General features: G+C 60.7%; 14 protein-coding genes. 12 read left to right on the top strand and 2 right to left on the bottom strand.

Annotated features, from left to right (window positions below; translation table 11 throughout):
- Nucleotides 1-85: 85 nt before the first annotated feature.
- The 7 genes from HX812_RS09370 to HX812_RS09340 all read left to right on the top strand — a co-directional run bounded on the left by HX812_RS09370 (nt 86) and on the right by HX812_RS09340 (nt 7,099).
- On the top strand, nt 86-1,090 hold the full coding sequence (locus tag HX812_RS09370) for a ligase-associated DNA damage response exonuclease (RefSeq protein WP_038850389.1): 1,005 nt from the start codon (nt 86-88) through the stop codon (nt 1,088-1,090).
- Nucleotides 1,087-2,721: an ATP-dependent DNA ligase gene (locus tag HX812_RS09365; protein ID WP_038850390.1), complete on the top strand. Its 1,635-nt coding sequence runs from the start codon at nt 1,087-1,089 to the stop codon at nt 2,719-2,721. Before HX812_RS09370 ends, HX812_RS09365 begins: the two co-directional genes overlap by 4 nt.
- 200 nt (nt 2,722-2,921) lie before the next feature.
- A complete protein-coding gene (locus tag HX812_RS09360) occupies nt 2,922-3,701 on the top strand; it encodes a transporter substrate-binding domain-containing protein (protein WP_033902768.1) in 780 nt (259 codons plus the stop codon).
- 56 nt (nt 3,702-3,757) lie between these two features.
- Complete coding sequence (locus HX812_RS09355; RefSeq protein ID WP_038850391.1) at nt 3,758-4,486, top strand: ABC transporter permease; 729 nt, start codon at nt 3,758-3,760, stop codon at nt 4,484-4,486.
- Nucleotides 4,483-5,193, top strand: coding sequence for an ABC transporter permease (locus HX812_RS09350; RefSeq protein WP_038850392.1), 711 nt, complete (start codon nt 4,483-4,485; stop codon nt 5,191-5,193). Before HX812_RS09355 ends, HX812_RS09350 begins: the two co-directional genes overlap by 4 nt.
- 9 nt (nt 5,194-5,202) lie before the next feature.
- Nucleotides 5,203-6,321, top strand: coding sequence for a succinylglutamate desuccinylase/aspartoacylase family protein (locus HX812_RS09345; protein ID WP_038850393.1), 1,119 nt, complete (start codon nt 5,203-5,205; stop codon nt 6,319-6,321).
- Between the two features lie 13 nt (nt 6,322-6,334).
- Nucleotides 6,335-7,099 (top strand): ABC transporter ATP-binding protein, encoded by a 765-nt coding sequence (locus HX812_RS09340; RefSeq protein WP_038850394.1) that lies wholly within the window; start codon nt 6,335-6,337, stop codon nt 7,097-7,099.
- On the opposite strand, the gene HX812_RS09335 is transcribed toward HX812_RS09340, so the two are convergent.
- Nucleotides 7,092-8,294, bottom strand: a complete 1,203-nt coding sequence (locus HX812_RS09335; RefSeq protein ID WP_038850395.1) for a HAMP domain-containing sensor histidine kinase — start codon at nt 8,292-8,294, stop codon at nt 7,092-7,094. The two genes, HX812_RS09340 and HX812_RS09335, sit on opposite strands and share 8 nt — an antisense overlap.
- Nucleotides 8,278-8,955: a response regulator transcription factor gene (locus tag HX812_RS09330; protein WP_038850396.1), complete on the bottom strand. Its 678-nt coding sequence runs from the start codon at nt 8,953-8,955 to the stop codon at nt 8,278-8,280. Before HX812_RS09330 ends, HX812_RS09335 begins: the two co-directional genes overlap by 17 nt.
- Before the next feature lie 143 nt (nt 8,956-9,098).
- On the opposite strand from HX812_RS09330, the gene HX812_RS09325 reads away from it, so the two are divergent.
- The 5 genes from HX812_RS09325 (at nt 9,099) to pdeM (ending at nt 14,988) form a co-directional block, all read left to right on the top strand.
- Nucleotides 9,099-9,467, top strand: a complete 369-nt coding sequence (locus tag HX812_RS09325; protein WP_161630255.1) for a GtrA family protein — start codon at nt 9,099-9,101, stop codon at nt 9,465-9,467.
- Nucleotides 9,439-10,386, top strand: a complete 948-nt coding sequence (locus tag HX812_RS09320; protein ID WP_050572498.1) for a glycosyltransferase family 2 protein — start codon at nt 9,439-9,441, stop codon at nt 10,384-10,386. Before HX812_RS09325 ends, HX812_RS09320 begins: the two co-directional genes overlap by 29 nt.
- Before the next feature lie 11 nt (nt 10,387-10,397).
- On the top strand, nt 10,398-11,792 hold the full coding sequence (locus tag HX812_RS09315) for a glycosyltransferase family 39 protein (protein WP_038850397.1): 1,395 nt from the start codon (nt 10,398-10,400) through the stop codon (nt 11,790-11,792).
- A gap of 65 nt (nt 11,793-11,857) precedes the next feature.
- The gene (locus tag HX812_RS09310; protein WP_038850398.1) at nt 11,858-14,338 is read left to right on the top strand and encodes a ligase-associated DNA damage response DEXH box helicase; all 2,481 of its coding nucleotides are present in this window, start codon (nt 11,858-11,860) and stop codon (nt 14,336-14,338) included.
- Nucleotides 14,338-14,988 (top strand): ligase-associated DNA damage response endonuclease PdeM, encoded by a 651-nt coding sequence (gene pdeM, locus HX812_RS09305; RefSeq protein ID WP_038850399.1) that lies wholly within the window; start codon nt 14,338-14,340, stop codon nt 14,986-14,988. The genes HX812_RS09310 and pdeM overlap by 1 nt, the downstream gene beginning before the upstream one ends.
- Nucleotide 14,989: the final 1 nt, after the last annotated feature.

The following is a 14,989-nucleotide window of genomic DNA, read 5'->3' as shown; positions in this document are numbered from 1 at the left end:
CAAGCCCGCTCACTACAATAGTTAATCGAACTTCTGCTCGCCCGCCCGCCTCCTACCTGATAAGCCCATCGCCCCCGGCACGCCCATGGACCTTGTCATCGCCCGCCCCGAAGGCCTCTACTGCCCCGCCGGAGATTTCTACATCGACCCCTGGCGCCCGGTCGAACGCTCGGTCATCACCCATGCCCATGGCGACCACGCCCGCACCGGCAACCAGCACTATTTGGCCGCCGCCCCTGGCGAAGGCATTCTGCGTTCACGCCTGGGCCAGGACATCAACCTGCAAACCCTGGCCTACGGCGAGCAACTGGTGCACCACGGCGTCACCTTAAGTTTTCATCCGGCCGGGCATGTATTGGGGTCGGCCCAGGTGCGCCTGGAATATCGGGGCGAAGTCTGGGTCGCGTCCGGCGACTACAAAGTCGAACCCGACGGCACCTGCGCGCCCTTCGAGCCGGTGCGCTGCCACACCTTTATCACCGAATCCACCTTCGGCCTGCCGATCTACCGCTGGCAGCCCCAGGCGCAGATCTTCGCCGGGATCAACGACTGGTGGCAGGCGAATATCGCCGCCGGCAAGGCCAGCGTGTTGTTCTGTTATTCCTTCGGCAAGGCCCAGCGCATCCTGCATGGCATCGACGCCAGCATCGGCCCGATCCTCAGCCATGGCGCGGTCGAACCGTTGAACCGGGTGTACCGCGAGGCCGGCATCTACATCCCCGAAACCCTTTACGCCGGTGACTTCAAGAAGACCGACCCGCTGCTGCGCCAGTCCTTGATCATCGCCCCACCTTCGGCCGGCGGCAGCAGTTGGATCAAGCGCTTCGGCGACTACAGCGACGCGTTCGCCAGCGGCTGGATGCGTCTACGCGGCACCCGACGGCGGCGCGGCGTGGACCGGGGGTTTGTGCTGTCGGACCACGCCGATTGGCCCGGCCTGTTGTGGGCCATCGAGCAAACCGGCGCCGAGCGGGTGATGGTCACCCATGGGTCTGTCGGCGTATTGGTGCGCCATCTGCGGGAAAAAGGCCTGGATGCCCAGGGCTTCACCACTGAATACGGTGACGACGAAGAAGAGGCCAGCGCATGAAGGCCTTTGCCGAGTTGTACGCCAACCTCGACGCCACCACGTCCAGCAACGCCAAGCTGGCGGCGTTGCAAGCCTACTTCCGCGACGCGGCGCCGGAAGATGCGGCCTGGGCCGTGTATTTCCTGTCCGGCGGACGCCCTCGGCAACTGGTGCCGACGCGCCTGCTGCGTGACATGGCCACCGAAGCGTCGGGCATCGAGCCGTGGTTGTTTGAAGAAAGCTACCAATCGGTGGGCGACCTGGCGGAAACCATTTCCCTGCTGCTGCCGGAATCCACCTACACCTCGCAGGACGGCCTGGCGGTGTGGCTGGAGGAAAAACTCCTGCCGTTGCGTGGCCTGCCGCCGTTGGAATTGGCCGAGCGCCTACCGGCGTTATGGGCGCAACTGGATCAGCCCAGCCTGATGGTCTGCATCAAATTGATCACCGGCAGCTTTCGCGTGGGCGTGTCCAAGCTGCTGGTCACCCGCGCCCTCGCCGCGATGGCCGACCTGGACAGCAAGCGCGTGGCGCAGCGTTTGGTGGGCTACACCGATCTGTCCAACCGTCCTACGGCCCAAGGCTATTTAAAGCTGATCGCCGCCGAATCCCCCGACGAACATGCACAACGTGGCGGGCAACCGTATCCGTTTTTCCTGGCCCATGGCTTGGCGCAACCGGTGGAACAATTCAACGATTTGCTGGGATCCCCCGCCGACTGGCAAGTGGAATGGAAGTGGGATGGCATCCGCGCGCAGCTGGTGAAACGCGACGGCCGCCTGTGGATCTGGTCCCGTGGGGAAGAATTGGTGACCGAGCGTTTCCCCGAACTGCACAGTCTGGTAAGCGGGTTACCCGATGGCACGGTGATCGACGGCGAAATCGTGGTGTGGAAAGACGCGGTGCAACCCTTCGCGCTGCTGCAACAGCGGATTGGGCGCAAGACCCTGAGCAAAAAAGTGCTGGAGGACGCCCCGGTTGCGGTGCTGGCCTACGACCTGCTGGAACATCAGGGCGACGATTGGCGTAACCACACCCAGGCGGAGCGTCGCGCGCAGCTTGAACAGGTGATCGCCCAGTGCAACCAGCCGGTATTACGGGCGTCGCCGCTGTTGACCGGCGCGACCTGGGAAGAACTGGCCGAACAACGCGAAGCCTCGCGCAGCCTCGGCGTGGAAGGCATGATGCTTAAAGCACGCGATGGCCTGTACGGCGTCGGCCGCACCAAGGACATGGGCGTGTGGTGGAAGTGGAAGGTCGACCCGTTCAGCGTCGACGCGGTGTTGATCTACGCCCAGCGTGGCCATGGCCGACGCGCCAGCCTGTATAGCGACTACACCTTCGCCGTGTGGGACGGCCCGGCCGGCAGCGAACGCACGCTTGTGCCGTTTGCCAAGGCCTACTCCGGCCTGACCGACGAAGAAATGCGCAAGGTCGACGCGATTGTGCGCAAGACCACCGTGGAAAAATTCGGCCCGGTCAGCAGTGTGACGCCAAGTATGGTGTTTGAACTGGGGTTCGAGGGCATTGCCTTGTCCAAGCGGCACAAGAGTGGGATTGCGGTGCGGTTTCCACGGATGTTGCGCTGGCGGCAGGACAAAAAAGTCGAGGAGGCCGACAACGTCGCCACCCTGCAAGACCTTCTGACCTGAAACAGTGCGCTCATTTTTCGATGCCCATTTTCGGGCATCTCCTACACTCAGCTCTCCCTTGTCCCACCTTTTAAAACGACCATTCGGAACTACATTCGGAACTATGGTGCAGAAATTGCTACTTGTGATCCGTCTGACACCGTTCAGTAACAGTCCTAAACGCGCCACAAGCGCTTATCTTGGTTTCCAGGGATTACATAATGAAAAAAGCATTGCTGACCCTTTCTGCACTGGCCCTGTGCATGGCCGCAGGTGTAGCCACGGCCAAGGAATACAAGGAATTGCGTTTTGGTGTCGATCCGTCCTACGCGCCGTTCGAATCCAAGGCCGCCGACGGCAGCCTGGTCGGCTTCGATATCGACCTGGGCAATGCGATCTGCGCCGAGCTGAAAGTGAAGTGCAAGTGGGTTGAAAGTGACTTCGACGGCATGATTCCAGGCCTCAAGGCCAACAAGTTCGACGGCGTGATTTCATCCATGACCGTGACTCCGGTGCGTGAAAAGGCCATCGACTTCTCCAGCGAACTGTTCTCCGGCCCGACTTCGCTGGTGTTCAAGAAAGGCGCGGGCTACTCGACGCCAGAATCCCTCAAGGGCAAGTCCGTGGGCTACGAGCAAGGCACCATCCAGGAAGCCTACGCCAAGGCTGTATTGGATAAAGCCGGTGTGACCACCAAGGCCTACGCCAACCAGGACCAGGTGTACGCCGACCTGACCTCCGGCCGTCTCGACGCGTCCGTGCAGGACATGCTGCAAGCCGAACTGGGCTTCCTGAAGTCGCCGGCCGGTGCCGGTTATGAAGTCAGCGCGGCCATCGACGACCCGTTGCTGCCGTCGAAAACCGCCGTCGGTATCAAAAAAGGTAACACTGAACTGAAGGCGCTTTTGGATAAAGGTATCAAAGCGTTACACGATGATGGCACCTACGCCACCATCCAGAAGAAGCACTTTGGCGATCTGAACCTGTACAGCGGCAAATAATGCCTGGAGCGCCCTTCCCTGGAGGGGCGCTTTTTTATCGCCATAGGTCCTGATTTATGTTCGAAGAATTATTGCAAACCCTCGGGTTGAGCGCGCTCAGCTTGAAGGGTTTCGGCCCGCTGTTGCTGCAAGGCACCTGGATGACCATCAAGTTGTCGGTGCTGTCCCTGGCCGTCAGCGTGTTGCTGGGCCTGCTCGGCGCCAGCGCCAAACTCTCCAGCCTGCCCTTCCTGCGCATTCCCGCCCAGCTCTACACCACGTTGATTCGCGGCGTGCCCGACCTGGTGCTGATGCTGCTGATTTTCTACAGCCTGCAAACCTGGCTGACCGGTTTGACCGATTTCATGGAGTGGGAATACATCGAGATCGACCCCTTCAGCGCCGGAGTGATCACCCTCGGTTTTATCTACGGTGCGTACTTCACCGAGACGTTTCGCGGCGCGATCCTCGCGGTGCCCCGTGGTCAACTGGAAGCCGCCACGGCCTACGGCCTCAAGCGTGGCCAGCGGTTTCGCTACGTGACCTTCCCGCAGATGATGCGCTTTGCCCTGCCTGGGATCGGCAATAACTGGATGGTGATGCTCAAGGCCACGGCCCTGGTGTCGATCATCGGCCTGGCCGACCTGGTCAAAGCCGCCCAGGATGCTGGCAAGAGCACCTACCAGCTGTTTTACTTTTTGGTACTCGCCGCGTTGATTTACCTGTTGATCACCAGCGCGTCCAACTTCTTCCTGCGCCGCCTTGAACGTCGCTACTCCGCTGGTGCCCGGGAGGCCGTGCGATGATCGAACTCTTGCAGGAATACTGGCGCCCCTTCCTTTATAGCGACGGCCAGCACATCACCGGCCTGGCCATGACGATGTGGTTGCTCACGGCCGCGTTGATCATTGGCTTTCTGGTGTCGATCCCGTTGTCCATCGCCCGCGTGTCACGCAAGCGCCTGGTGCGTTGGCCGGTGCAGTTCTACACCTACCTGTTCCGGGGCACGCCGCTCTATATCCAACTGTTGATCTGCTACACCGGCATCTACAGCCTCGCCGCCGTGCGCGAACAACCGTTGCTGGATGCGTTCTTTCGCGATGCGATGAACTGCACCATCCTGGCCTTTGCCCTCAACACCTGCGCCTACACCACGGAGATTTTCGCCGGGGCGATCCGCAGCATGGCCCATGGCGAAGTCGAAGCGGCCAAGGCCTACGGCTTGAGTGGCTGGAAGTTATACGCCTACGTGATCATGCCGTCGGCGTTGCGTCGTTCGTTGCCGTACTACAGCAATGAAGTGATCCTGATGTTGCATTCGACCACGGTGGCCTTTACCGCGACGATCCCCGACATCCTCAAAGTGGCGCGGGATGCCAACTCGGCCACCTTCATGACCTTTCAATCATTCGGAATCGCTGCGCTGATCTACCTGACCGTGACCTTTGCCCTGGTGGGTCTGTTCCGGTTGGCGGAGCGTCGTTGGCTGGCCTTCCTCGGGCCGAGCCATTAAGGAGTTTTCATGCGTCATCAGGTCCATGAGCTGATCGCGCCTGTGCCAGGCACGGCACGGCAGATTCACAGTTTTCACTTCGGCCCGGAGCAGGCCGAAGGCAAGATCTACATCCAGTCGTCGCTGCATGCCGATGAGCTGCCGGGCATGCTGGTGGCTTGGCACCTGAAGGTGCGGCTGGCTGAACTGGCGGCGGCCGGTCGCCTGCGCAGTGAGATTGTGCTGGTGCCCATCGCCAACCCGGTGGGCCTGGAACAGGTGCTGATGGATATCCCCCTGGGCCGATACGAACTGGAAAGCGGGCAGAACTTCAATCGCCTGTTTGTCGACCTCAGTGAAACCGTGGGTAATCAAGTGGAGGACCTGCTTGGGGACGATCCCCAGCACAACGTCGAATTGATCCGCGCCGCGCTGTCGACCGCCCTCGCTGCGCAAAGCGCTGAGACCCAACTGCAATCCCAGCGCTTGGTGCTGCAACGCCTGGCGTGTGACGCCGACATGGTGCTGGACCTGCATTGCGACTTCGAAGCCGTGGCGCACCTGTACACCACGCCCGAGGCCTGGCCGCAGGTTGAGCCGTTGGCGCGTTATATCGGCTCGGAGGCCAACCTGCTGGCGACCGACTCCGGCGGGCAATCCTTCGACGAGTGTTTCACCCTGGTGTGGTGGCAGTTGCAGCAACGCTTCGGCGAGCGCTTCCCGATCCCCATGGGCAGCTTTTCGGTGACCGTCGAACTGCGCGGCCAGGGCGACGTCAACCACGGCCTGGCCGCCCTCGACTGCCAGGCGATCATTGATTACCTGATTCACTTCGGCGCCATTGCCGGGGAAGCCGCACCACTGCCTGACCTGCCCTACCCGGCCACACCGCTGGCAGGCGTTGAGCCGGTGGCGACGCCCATGGGCGGCCTGCTGGTATTCCGCGCCTTGCCCGGTGAATACCTGGACGCGGGACAACTGATCGCTGAAATCATCGACCCCATTTCCGACCGCGTGACGCCCGTGCATTGTCGCAATGCCGGCCTGCTTTACGCCCGTTCGCTGCGCCGCATGGCCACTGCCGGGATGGTCATCGCCCATGTCGCAGGCCTTGATGCCTACCGCAGCGGCTATCTACTTTCGCCTTGAGGATGCACGCCCCATGTACAAATTGACCGTTGAAGGCCTGCATAAAAGCTATGGCGACAATGAGGTGCTCAAAGGTGTTTCGCTCAAGGCCAAGACCGGTGACGTGATCAGCCTGATCGGCGCCAGCGGCTCGGGCAAGAGCACCTTTTTGCGCTGCATCAACTTCCTGGAAACCCCCAACGACGGCGCCATGACCCTCGACGGCCAGCCGATCCGCATGGTCAGCGACCGCCATGGCATGCGCGTGGCCGACGACGCCGAATTGCAGCGCCTGCGTACGCGCCTGGCGATGGTGTTCCAGCACTTCAACCTGTGGAGCCACATGAGCGTGCTGGAGAACATCACCATGGCCCCGCGCCGGGTGCTGGGTTGCAGCAAGCAGGAGGCCGAGGACCGTGCCCGTCGTTACTTGGACAAGGTGGGCTTACCGGCACGCGTGGCGGATCAGTACCCGGCGTTCCTTTCCGGCGGCCAGCAGCAACGCGTCGCCATCGCGCGCGCCTTGGCCATGGAGCCAGAGGTGATGCTGTTCGACGAACCCACCTCGGCCCTCGACCCGGAACTGGTGGGCGAAGTGTTGAAGGTGATCCAGGGGTTGGCCGAGGAAGGCCGCACCATGATCATGGTGACCCACGAAATGAGCTTTGCGCGCAAGGTGTCGAGCCAGGTGTTGTTCCTGCACCAAGGCCTGGTGGAGGAACAAGGCTCGCCGGACGATGTGCTGGGCAATCCGAAGAGCGAACGGTTGCAGCAGTTCCTCAGCGGCAATCTCAAGTAAACCTGACGTGAGCCCGGAAGGTATGCAGCGTGCGCCGGGTTTCCAGCTGCCAGCCGGCATGGATGCAGGCGCGCGAGACGATTTCCAGGCCAAAGCCGAAGCCCGGCGACGCTAGCTGCTCCACACGGTTATTCAGGATGACCAGATGCTGCTCCGTGAGGACCACGCGGATTTTCCCGGCGCCGTGCTGAACAGCGTTACCCAGCAGGTTCTGCACCATGCTGCGGGCGATCGCCTCGTTGGCCTGGATGATCGTCGGCGCACCGGCAAACACCCGCGCACTCGCGGCATGGGGGTAAAGCTGCTGGAATTTCTCGATCTGTTCGGCGACGACCACGGCCAGGTCAATCGGCTCATGGGGCAATTGGCGCGGTTCACGGGCCAGGGACAAAAACAGCTCGATCGTCATTTTCATCCCGGCCAGGGCACCTTCCATGCGCAACAGGCTACGCGCAGATTTTTCCGCGTTGCAGCCTGGCAGGCGTAGGATCGCCAGGCAGTTGTTCAAGATACTCAAAGGCGTGCGCAACTCATGGCTGACGTGCCGGGTAAACGCCTTCTCGCGCAGCAACGTGCGATGTTGCTGAGCCACCAGTGAGGACAGCGTGCGGCTCAAGGTGCCGATCTCATCCGGTCGATCAAAACCGCTGAACCGGGAGGGCCCAGGCCCTGCATCCGCGACTTCCCCCGCCAACAGGCTCACTGGCTGGGCGATGGCCCGGGCAATGGCGATGGCCAGGATTGCGCCAAGGATCAGGATCAAGCCCGCGACCGCACACAACAGTCCGAAAATCTGCGTGCGGTAGCCTTCAGTCTGGCTGAGCTTGGATTCATCCAGTAACAAGACCAGCAAGGTGGACTCGCCGCTAACGGCACTCACCAATACGTGCACATCCCCTTTCGCAAGTTCGTGGTGCCCCGGTGGCAGGTTCAGGGCAACCAAAGGCAATGTAGGGTCCGTCGACCAATAGCCTTTCAGGTAGATCGCATTGGGCATTGGCGCGGCACGTCCCAACTGGGCGTGTTTGCCCTGAAACGCCTCGGCCTCCAGGTTCAGGTAGCTCTCGACGATGTAATCCTCGGTGACGGCGACTGCGAGCCAGATCAGCAGGCTATAGAACCCGGTGATCAATGCCATGAACGGCAGCAGGGTGTAGAGGATTCGCGTGAAGAATGAGTCAGTGGGGAATAGCAAGGCGGTACCCTTTCCCGTGGACGGTCCGGATCAGATCATTGCCGTAAGGTTTGCCCAGGGTTTGCCTCAGCCGGTAAATGTAGGTGCGTAGCGCATCACTGTCCGGCGGATCGCCGGCGGGCCACAGTGCGGCTTCAAGCTTGCCTCGGCTGACCGGCTCCGGCGCCACATCGGCCAATAGGTTCAACAGGCTGAACTGAAGGGCGGGCAACACCTTGACGGTACCGTTGTGGCGCAGCGATTGAGAGGCCGGGTCGATGACCAGGTCGCCCAATTGCCGGGGGCTTCGCGGTTTGCGCGGCGCCACACGGCGCATCAGCGCACGGATGCGCCAGATCAACTCTTGAGGCTCGAACGGCTTGATCAAGTAATCGTCACCGCCGGCTTCATAACCCTCCTCCTTATCAGGGAGCGCATCGCGGGCGGTCAGGAACAGGACAGGCGTTTCATTCTGCTCCCGGCGCAATTGGCGGCAAGTGTCAAAACCGCTCATACGGGGCATGGCGACGTCCATCACAATCAGGTCGTATTCATGCTGGCGGACACGCTCCAGGCAACTTCGCCCATCACGCGCGAAGTCCACTTCGTAACCAAACTCGCCGAGATAATCCCCCAACGAACCTGCCAATGCGTGATCATCTTCCACCAGTAATATTTCCATAAAGACAAACTCCCAATTCGCACAAACATTTAAGACATTTCCTTCAGCAAACAATTAAAAACCCACAACAAATACCATTTCACAACGTGACATTTGATTCACGCTTCATCTTATACAGTCTGGCAATGCAAAGAATACTGAGTTTGTTCATCCGTTACTTGAGCGCAGGCGCCATCGCGACGTTGGTTCATTACGCGGTGTTTGTCTGTTTATTAACGTGGCTTGCGCCGACGCCATCGACGTTTGTTGCTGCGTCTACGGGGGCTTTGGTCGCCTTTTGCCTGTCCAGGCTTTGGGTATTTGCACAACGTTCCTGTAACAAATTGCGTTTTTTTATGACGGCCACCGGCCAGGTTTTAACCAACACCTTAATGGTCAACTTACTGGTCTTCTGGGGTATTCCCCCCCTGCTTGCACAAGTGCTGGCAACCGCCGCCGTTACCCTTCAGGGCTTTACGATCAACCACTTCTGGGTATTCAAACATGACCTCCATCGCAAGCCTTTCCAGTGATCCCATACCGGATACACAACTTACAATACTGGTCCCTTGCTTTAACGAACAATGCGTAATAGCCGAACTTCACTCACGACTGATGGCAATCGTCGACCGACTGAAAGTCCCCACTGAAGTGCTTTATATCAATGACGGCAGCCAAGACCGGACTGCCGCGATGATCGATCAATTTTCCCAGGACCCACGGGTCAAGAGCCTGCACTTGAGCCGTAACTTCGGCAAGGAAGCCGCCATGCGCGCGGGCATCAATGCCGTGGAAGGTGGCGCCGTGATCATCATGGACGGTGACTTGCAGGACCCGCCCGAACTGATCCCACTGATGGTGCAGGAATGGCTCAAAGGCTACGAGATCGTAAACATGCAACGCCGCTCACGGCGCTGTGATTCCTGGGCAAAACGTATGGCTGCGCGGCTTTACTACGCGACCATGGATCAACTGATCGACGACTTCGAGGTGCCACAGCAAGTTAGCGATTTCAGGCTGATCGGGCCCAACGCGCGGGCAGCGATCCGCGCCATGGACGACAACGCCGGCGTGTTGAAATTGCTGGTCAGCTGGCTCGGCTACCCGAGTACCGAAGTGAACTACGACCGCACAGCGCGCCAGGCCGGCAGGACCAAATGGACCACGTTGTCATTGCTGGACCTGTGCGCAGATTCGATTCTGGCCTTCTCTACGCGCCCATTGCGGATGTACAGCTACCTGAGTGCCACAAGCTTTGTGTTCGGCTCGCTGTGGGTCGCCGCAGCGGCGAGCTTCGGCGAACTGACTCATGAGCATTTGCTGGTGCAATCGATCCTGCTGCTATGCCTGGGCACTGCCGTGATCGGCGAGTACGTCGGCCGGGTACTGAAGGTGGTGAGCCCCAGGCCCAACGCGCTGCATAAACGCAATCACCCTGGAACCCCTTTATAAAGGCTATCGGCATGAACCGTTCCGCATCCATCCGTTTGCTCTGGGGCATTTTGTTGACCGTCCTGCTGGTGCGCCTGGGTACATTGGGACTGTATCCGCTCATGGACACGTCGGAAGCCCGCTATGCGGAAATTGCCCGCAAGATGCTGGCCTCCAATGACTGGATCACACCGATGTTCGATCATGGCGTGCCATTCTGGGGCAAACCGCCGCTGTCATTCTGGCTACAGGCGTTGAGCATGCAGGTGTTCGGCATCAACGAGTTCGCCAGCCGTTTCTCCAGCTGGTTGATGCATGTCGCCAGCTGCCTGCTCATCGTGCATTTCGCCAGCCGGGAACGCAGCCTTCAGGTCGGGCTGACAGCGGCGATTATCTATTCGACATGCTCCCTAGGGTTCCTTGCCAGCGGCGCGGTCTTGACTGACAGCGCACTGGCCTTCGCCCTTTTGCTCGCCCACGTGGGGTTGTGGCGCGGGCTGGTACACGCGGACCGGGGCTGGGCGCTGGTCGGTTTTTTTGGGCTGGGCCTCGGCCTGCTCGCGAAGGGCCCATTGGCGCTGGTCCTGATTACGCTGCCAGCAGCCCTGTGGCTGGCCCTCACTGGCCACTGGCGCCGGCTGCTCAGCCTGCCATGGTTACCAGGCATCGCGTTGATGCTTGCCGTGGCGCTGCCTTGGTATTGGCTGGCGGAACAAAAGACACCGGGGTTCCTGAAATACTTCATCGTCGGCGAACACTTCAGCCGCTACGTCATCAGCAACTGGCAGGGCGACCTCTACGGCAGCGCTCATGCCCAGCCCTTGGCGATGATATGGCTGCATCTGCTGGGCGGGCTTTTACCTTGGGCATTGTTCCTGCCGTTGCTGGTGAAGGAGCGTTCCACCCTGCAAGGCCAGCGCGAATACTTCATCTTCATACTGGCGTGGGCGCTTTCAACACCGCTGTTCTTCACCCTGTCCACCAACATTCTCTGGACCTACGTACTGCCTGCGCTGCCGGCCTGGGCGCTACTGCTGGCCGATGTCATCTGCCAGAAAATACGCGCAATCGTCATCGCCGCCGTGGCACTGGCACTGCCGATCACCGGCTGCCTGATCATCATCAGCGGCCAGCTGTCCGATCGCCCACAAAACCAGAAAGACATGGTTGCCTTGTGGAAGGCGCAACAACCCGCCGCCCCCGGCGACCTGATCTATCTGGGGACGCGCTCCTATTCGGCGGAGTTCTACAGTGCTGGCTGGGCCCGCCACACCAAACAACTGCAACAGCCGCCACTGTCCCAGGACTTTTATCTGGTTCGACGCCAGGCCAGCATGCCGCTGGACATACCGGCGTCCGTCACTTGCGCAAGGGTGGGCCAGGCCAACGCTTCGGGGTTGTATTATTGCGGCGTCAAGTCGCAATAACCGGTTAAACCTTTGCCATGCCGGGAGGGTCTCTGAAATAGGCCCTCCAGAGTATCAGCCGTTGTATGGCAACTTCCCGCAACTTCGCCAAGACATGGTTTGCCGCCAAGGGCTGGAAGCCGTTCACCTTTCAAAAAGACGTATGGGCGGCGGTTAAAGCAGGCCACTCGGGATTGCTGCATGCCAGCACCGGTGCAGGGAAGACCTACGCACTGTGGTTTGCTGCTCTCAATCGTTTCGCCATTACCCGTGCTCCCACTACCAGCAAACGCAAACCGCCCGCCGAACCACTGACGGTACTGTGGATCACCCCCATGCGCGCCCTCGCCGCCGACACCGCGCGCGCCCTCGAAGCGCCACTTGAAGCGCTACAGATTCCGTGGAGCGTCGGCCTGCGTACCGGCGACACCAGCAACAGCGAACGCGCGCGGCAGACCCGTCGCCAACCCACCGCGCTGGTCACCACCCCGGAAAGCCTGACGCTGATGCTCGCCCGCGCCGACAGCGAGGCCAGCCTGGGGCACCTGCGCATGGTGATCGTGGATGAGTGGCACGAACTGATCGGCAATAAACGCGGCGTGCAACTGCAATTGGCGCTGGCACGGTTGCGACGCTGGCACCCTGATTTAATGGTGTGGGGCATTTCGGCGACCTTGGGTAATCAGGCTCACGCGCTGGAAGTCTTGGTCCCACAGGGCGACGGGATCAATGTGCAGGGGCAAACGGCTAAACAGTTGGTCATCGACACCTTATTGCCGCCCGTGACCGAGCGCTTTCCGTGGGCCGGTCATATCGGTTTGAAAATGTTGCCCCAGGTGGTGGCCGAGGTAGACGCCAGTAATAGTTGCCTGGTGTTTACCAATACGCGGGCGCAATCGGAGATTTGGTTCCAGGCATTGCTGGACGCCCGCCCCGATTGGGCCGGGGTGATTGCGCTGCACCATGGTTCCCTGTCACGAGAGACCCGCGACTGGGTGGAACGGGCCTTGAAAGACGGCCAGCTCAAGGCGGTGGTGTGCACCTCAAGCCTGGACCTGGGAGTGGATTTCCTGCCAGTGGAGCGCGTATTGCAGATCGGTTCTGCCAAAGGTGTGGCGCGCTTGATGCAGCGCGCCGGGCGCTCGGGGCATGCGCCGGGGCGGCCCTCGCGAGTGACGTTGGTGCCGACCCACAGCCTGGAGTTGGTGGAAGCCGCCGCGGCCCAAGATGCGATTGCGCAACGGCGTATCGAGGCACGGGAATCGCCTTACAAGCCTTTGGATGTGCTCGTACAACATTTGGTGAGCATGGCGCTGGGCGGCGGCTTTACGCCGGATGCGTTGCTGGCGGAAGTGCGCAGTGCCTGGGCCTACCATGACCTGACGGCTGAAGACTGGGCATGGGCCCTGGGTTTTGTGCGACACGGTGGGCTGTCGCTGACGGCCTACCCGGATTACCGCCGCGTGGAGCCGGACGAGCACGGCATCTGGCGCGTCCCGGATGCACGACTGGCGCGGCGCCATCGGATGAGCGTGGGCACTATTGTCAGTGATGCAAGCATCAACCTGAAATTCTGGAGCAAGGGCGGTGGCGGCAAGAACCTGGGGAGTGTCGAGGAAGGGTTTATCGCACGGCTCAAGCCGGGAGATGGGTTTCTGTTTGCCGGTCGCTTGCTGGAATTGGTCCGCGTGGAAAACATGACCGCGTACGTGCGTCGCAGCACCGCAAAGAAGGCCGCCGTACCGCGCTGGAATGGCGGGCGCATGCCGCTTTCCAATGAGCTGGCGCAAGCGGTGGTGAAGCGCTTTGATGCTGCGGCCCATGGGCATTTTGACGGGCCGGAGATGCAGGCGGTGCAACCCTTGTTGCAGACACAATTGCGCTGGTCCGGCTTGCCGACGCGCGAGCATTTGTTGGCCGAGACGCTTAAGTCACGGGAAGGCTGGCACCTGTTTCTCTATCCCTTCGCCGGGCGCCAGGTTCATTTAGGACTGGCGAGTCTGCTGGCATGGCGGGTGAGCCATCAGCAGGCAGTGACGTTTTCGATTGCAGTCAATGATTACGGGCTGGAGTTATTGAGTGCCACCGCAGTGGATTGGCCGGCAGTGCTCAATAATGCACTACTGAGCCCTGAACATTTACTGGAAGACGTGGCGGCCAGCCTGAATGCGGGGGAACTGGCCCTGCGCCGTTTCCGTGAAATCGCGCGCATTGCCGGGCTGGTATTTGCCGGCTACCCCGGCGCGCCGAAAAGTACCCGGCAGGTGCAGGCTTCCAGCGGGTTGTTCTTTGAGGTGTTCAAGCAGTACGACCCACAGAACCTGTTACTGACCCAGGCAGGCGAGGAAGTCCTACGCGATGAGCTGGATATTCGTCGCTTGGAAGAGACATTGCGTCACCTTTGCGCGCTGAAACTGGACTTGCAACGGATCGAACGCCCTACGCCCCTGGCATTCCCGCTACTGGTTGAACGGATGCGCGAAAGCATGAGTTCGGAAAAACTTTCGGAGCGCATTGCACGAATGGTCAAGGACCTTGAAAAAGTCGCGGATAAAGGGAAGCACTGATGGTGTGCAAGGTGATGCTTGAGGGTGAGGAATTGTGGTTGCTGGCTGACAAGGCCGTCTACTGGCCTGCGCGCCAGTGCCTGATGATCGCCGATGCGCATTTCGGCAAGGCCTCGGCGTATCGCAGCCTCGGGCAGCCGGTGCCACAGGGCACCACCACCGAGAACCTGCAGCGCCTGGACCGGTTGCTCTCAGCGCTAGCCTGCACCCAGGTGATCTTTCTCGGCGACTTCCTGCACGGTCCGGGATCGCACGCCAGTGGCACACTGGGCGCATTGAGAAGCTGGCGGGCCCTTAATCCTGACCTGCCCATGACCTTGATTCGCGGCAATCACGATAAACGCGCAGGCGACCCACCCGAGGATTTGAGGATAGACGTGGTTGCGGAGCCCCTGCTGATGGGCCCTTTTGCCTTGCAGCATGAACCTGATGCCCATCCCAGCCACCACGTGCTGGCGGGGCATGTACATCCGGTGTATCGGTTGCGCGGCAAGGGTCGGCAGAGCCTGCGGCTGCCGTGCTTTATGATCGGGGCCCGAGTCAGCCTGCTACCGGCGTTCGGTGCATTTACCGGGGGGCATGCGATGCAGCAGGACAATGACCGCCGAATCTATGTGATTGGCGATCATGAAGTCTGGCCAGTAAGCTAAA

The sequence above is a fragment of the Pseudomonas sp. IPO3749 genome, assembly GCF_013386605.1.
In the GTDB taxonomy this organism is placed as follows: domain Bacteria; phylum Pseudomonadota; class Gammaproteobacteria; order Pseudomonadales; family Pseudomonadaceae; genus Aquipseudomonas; species Aquipseudomonas azotoformans_A.
The sequence above is the reverse complement of the archived record's forward strand: the minus strand, read 5'-3'. Positions and strand labels throughout refer to the sequence as shown.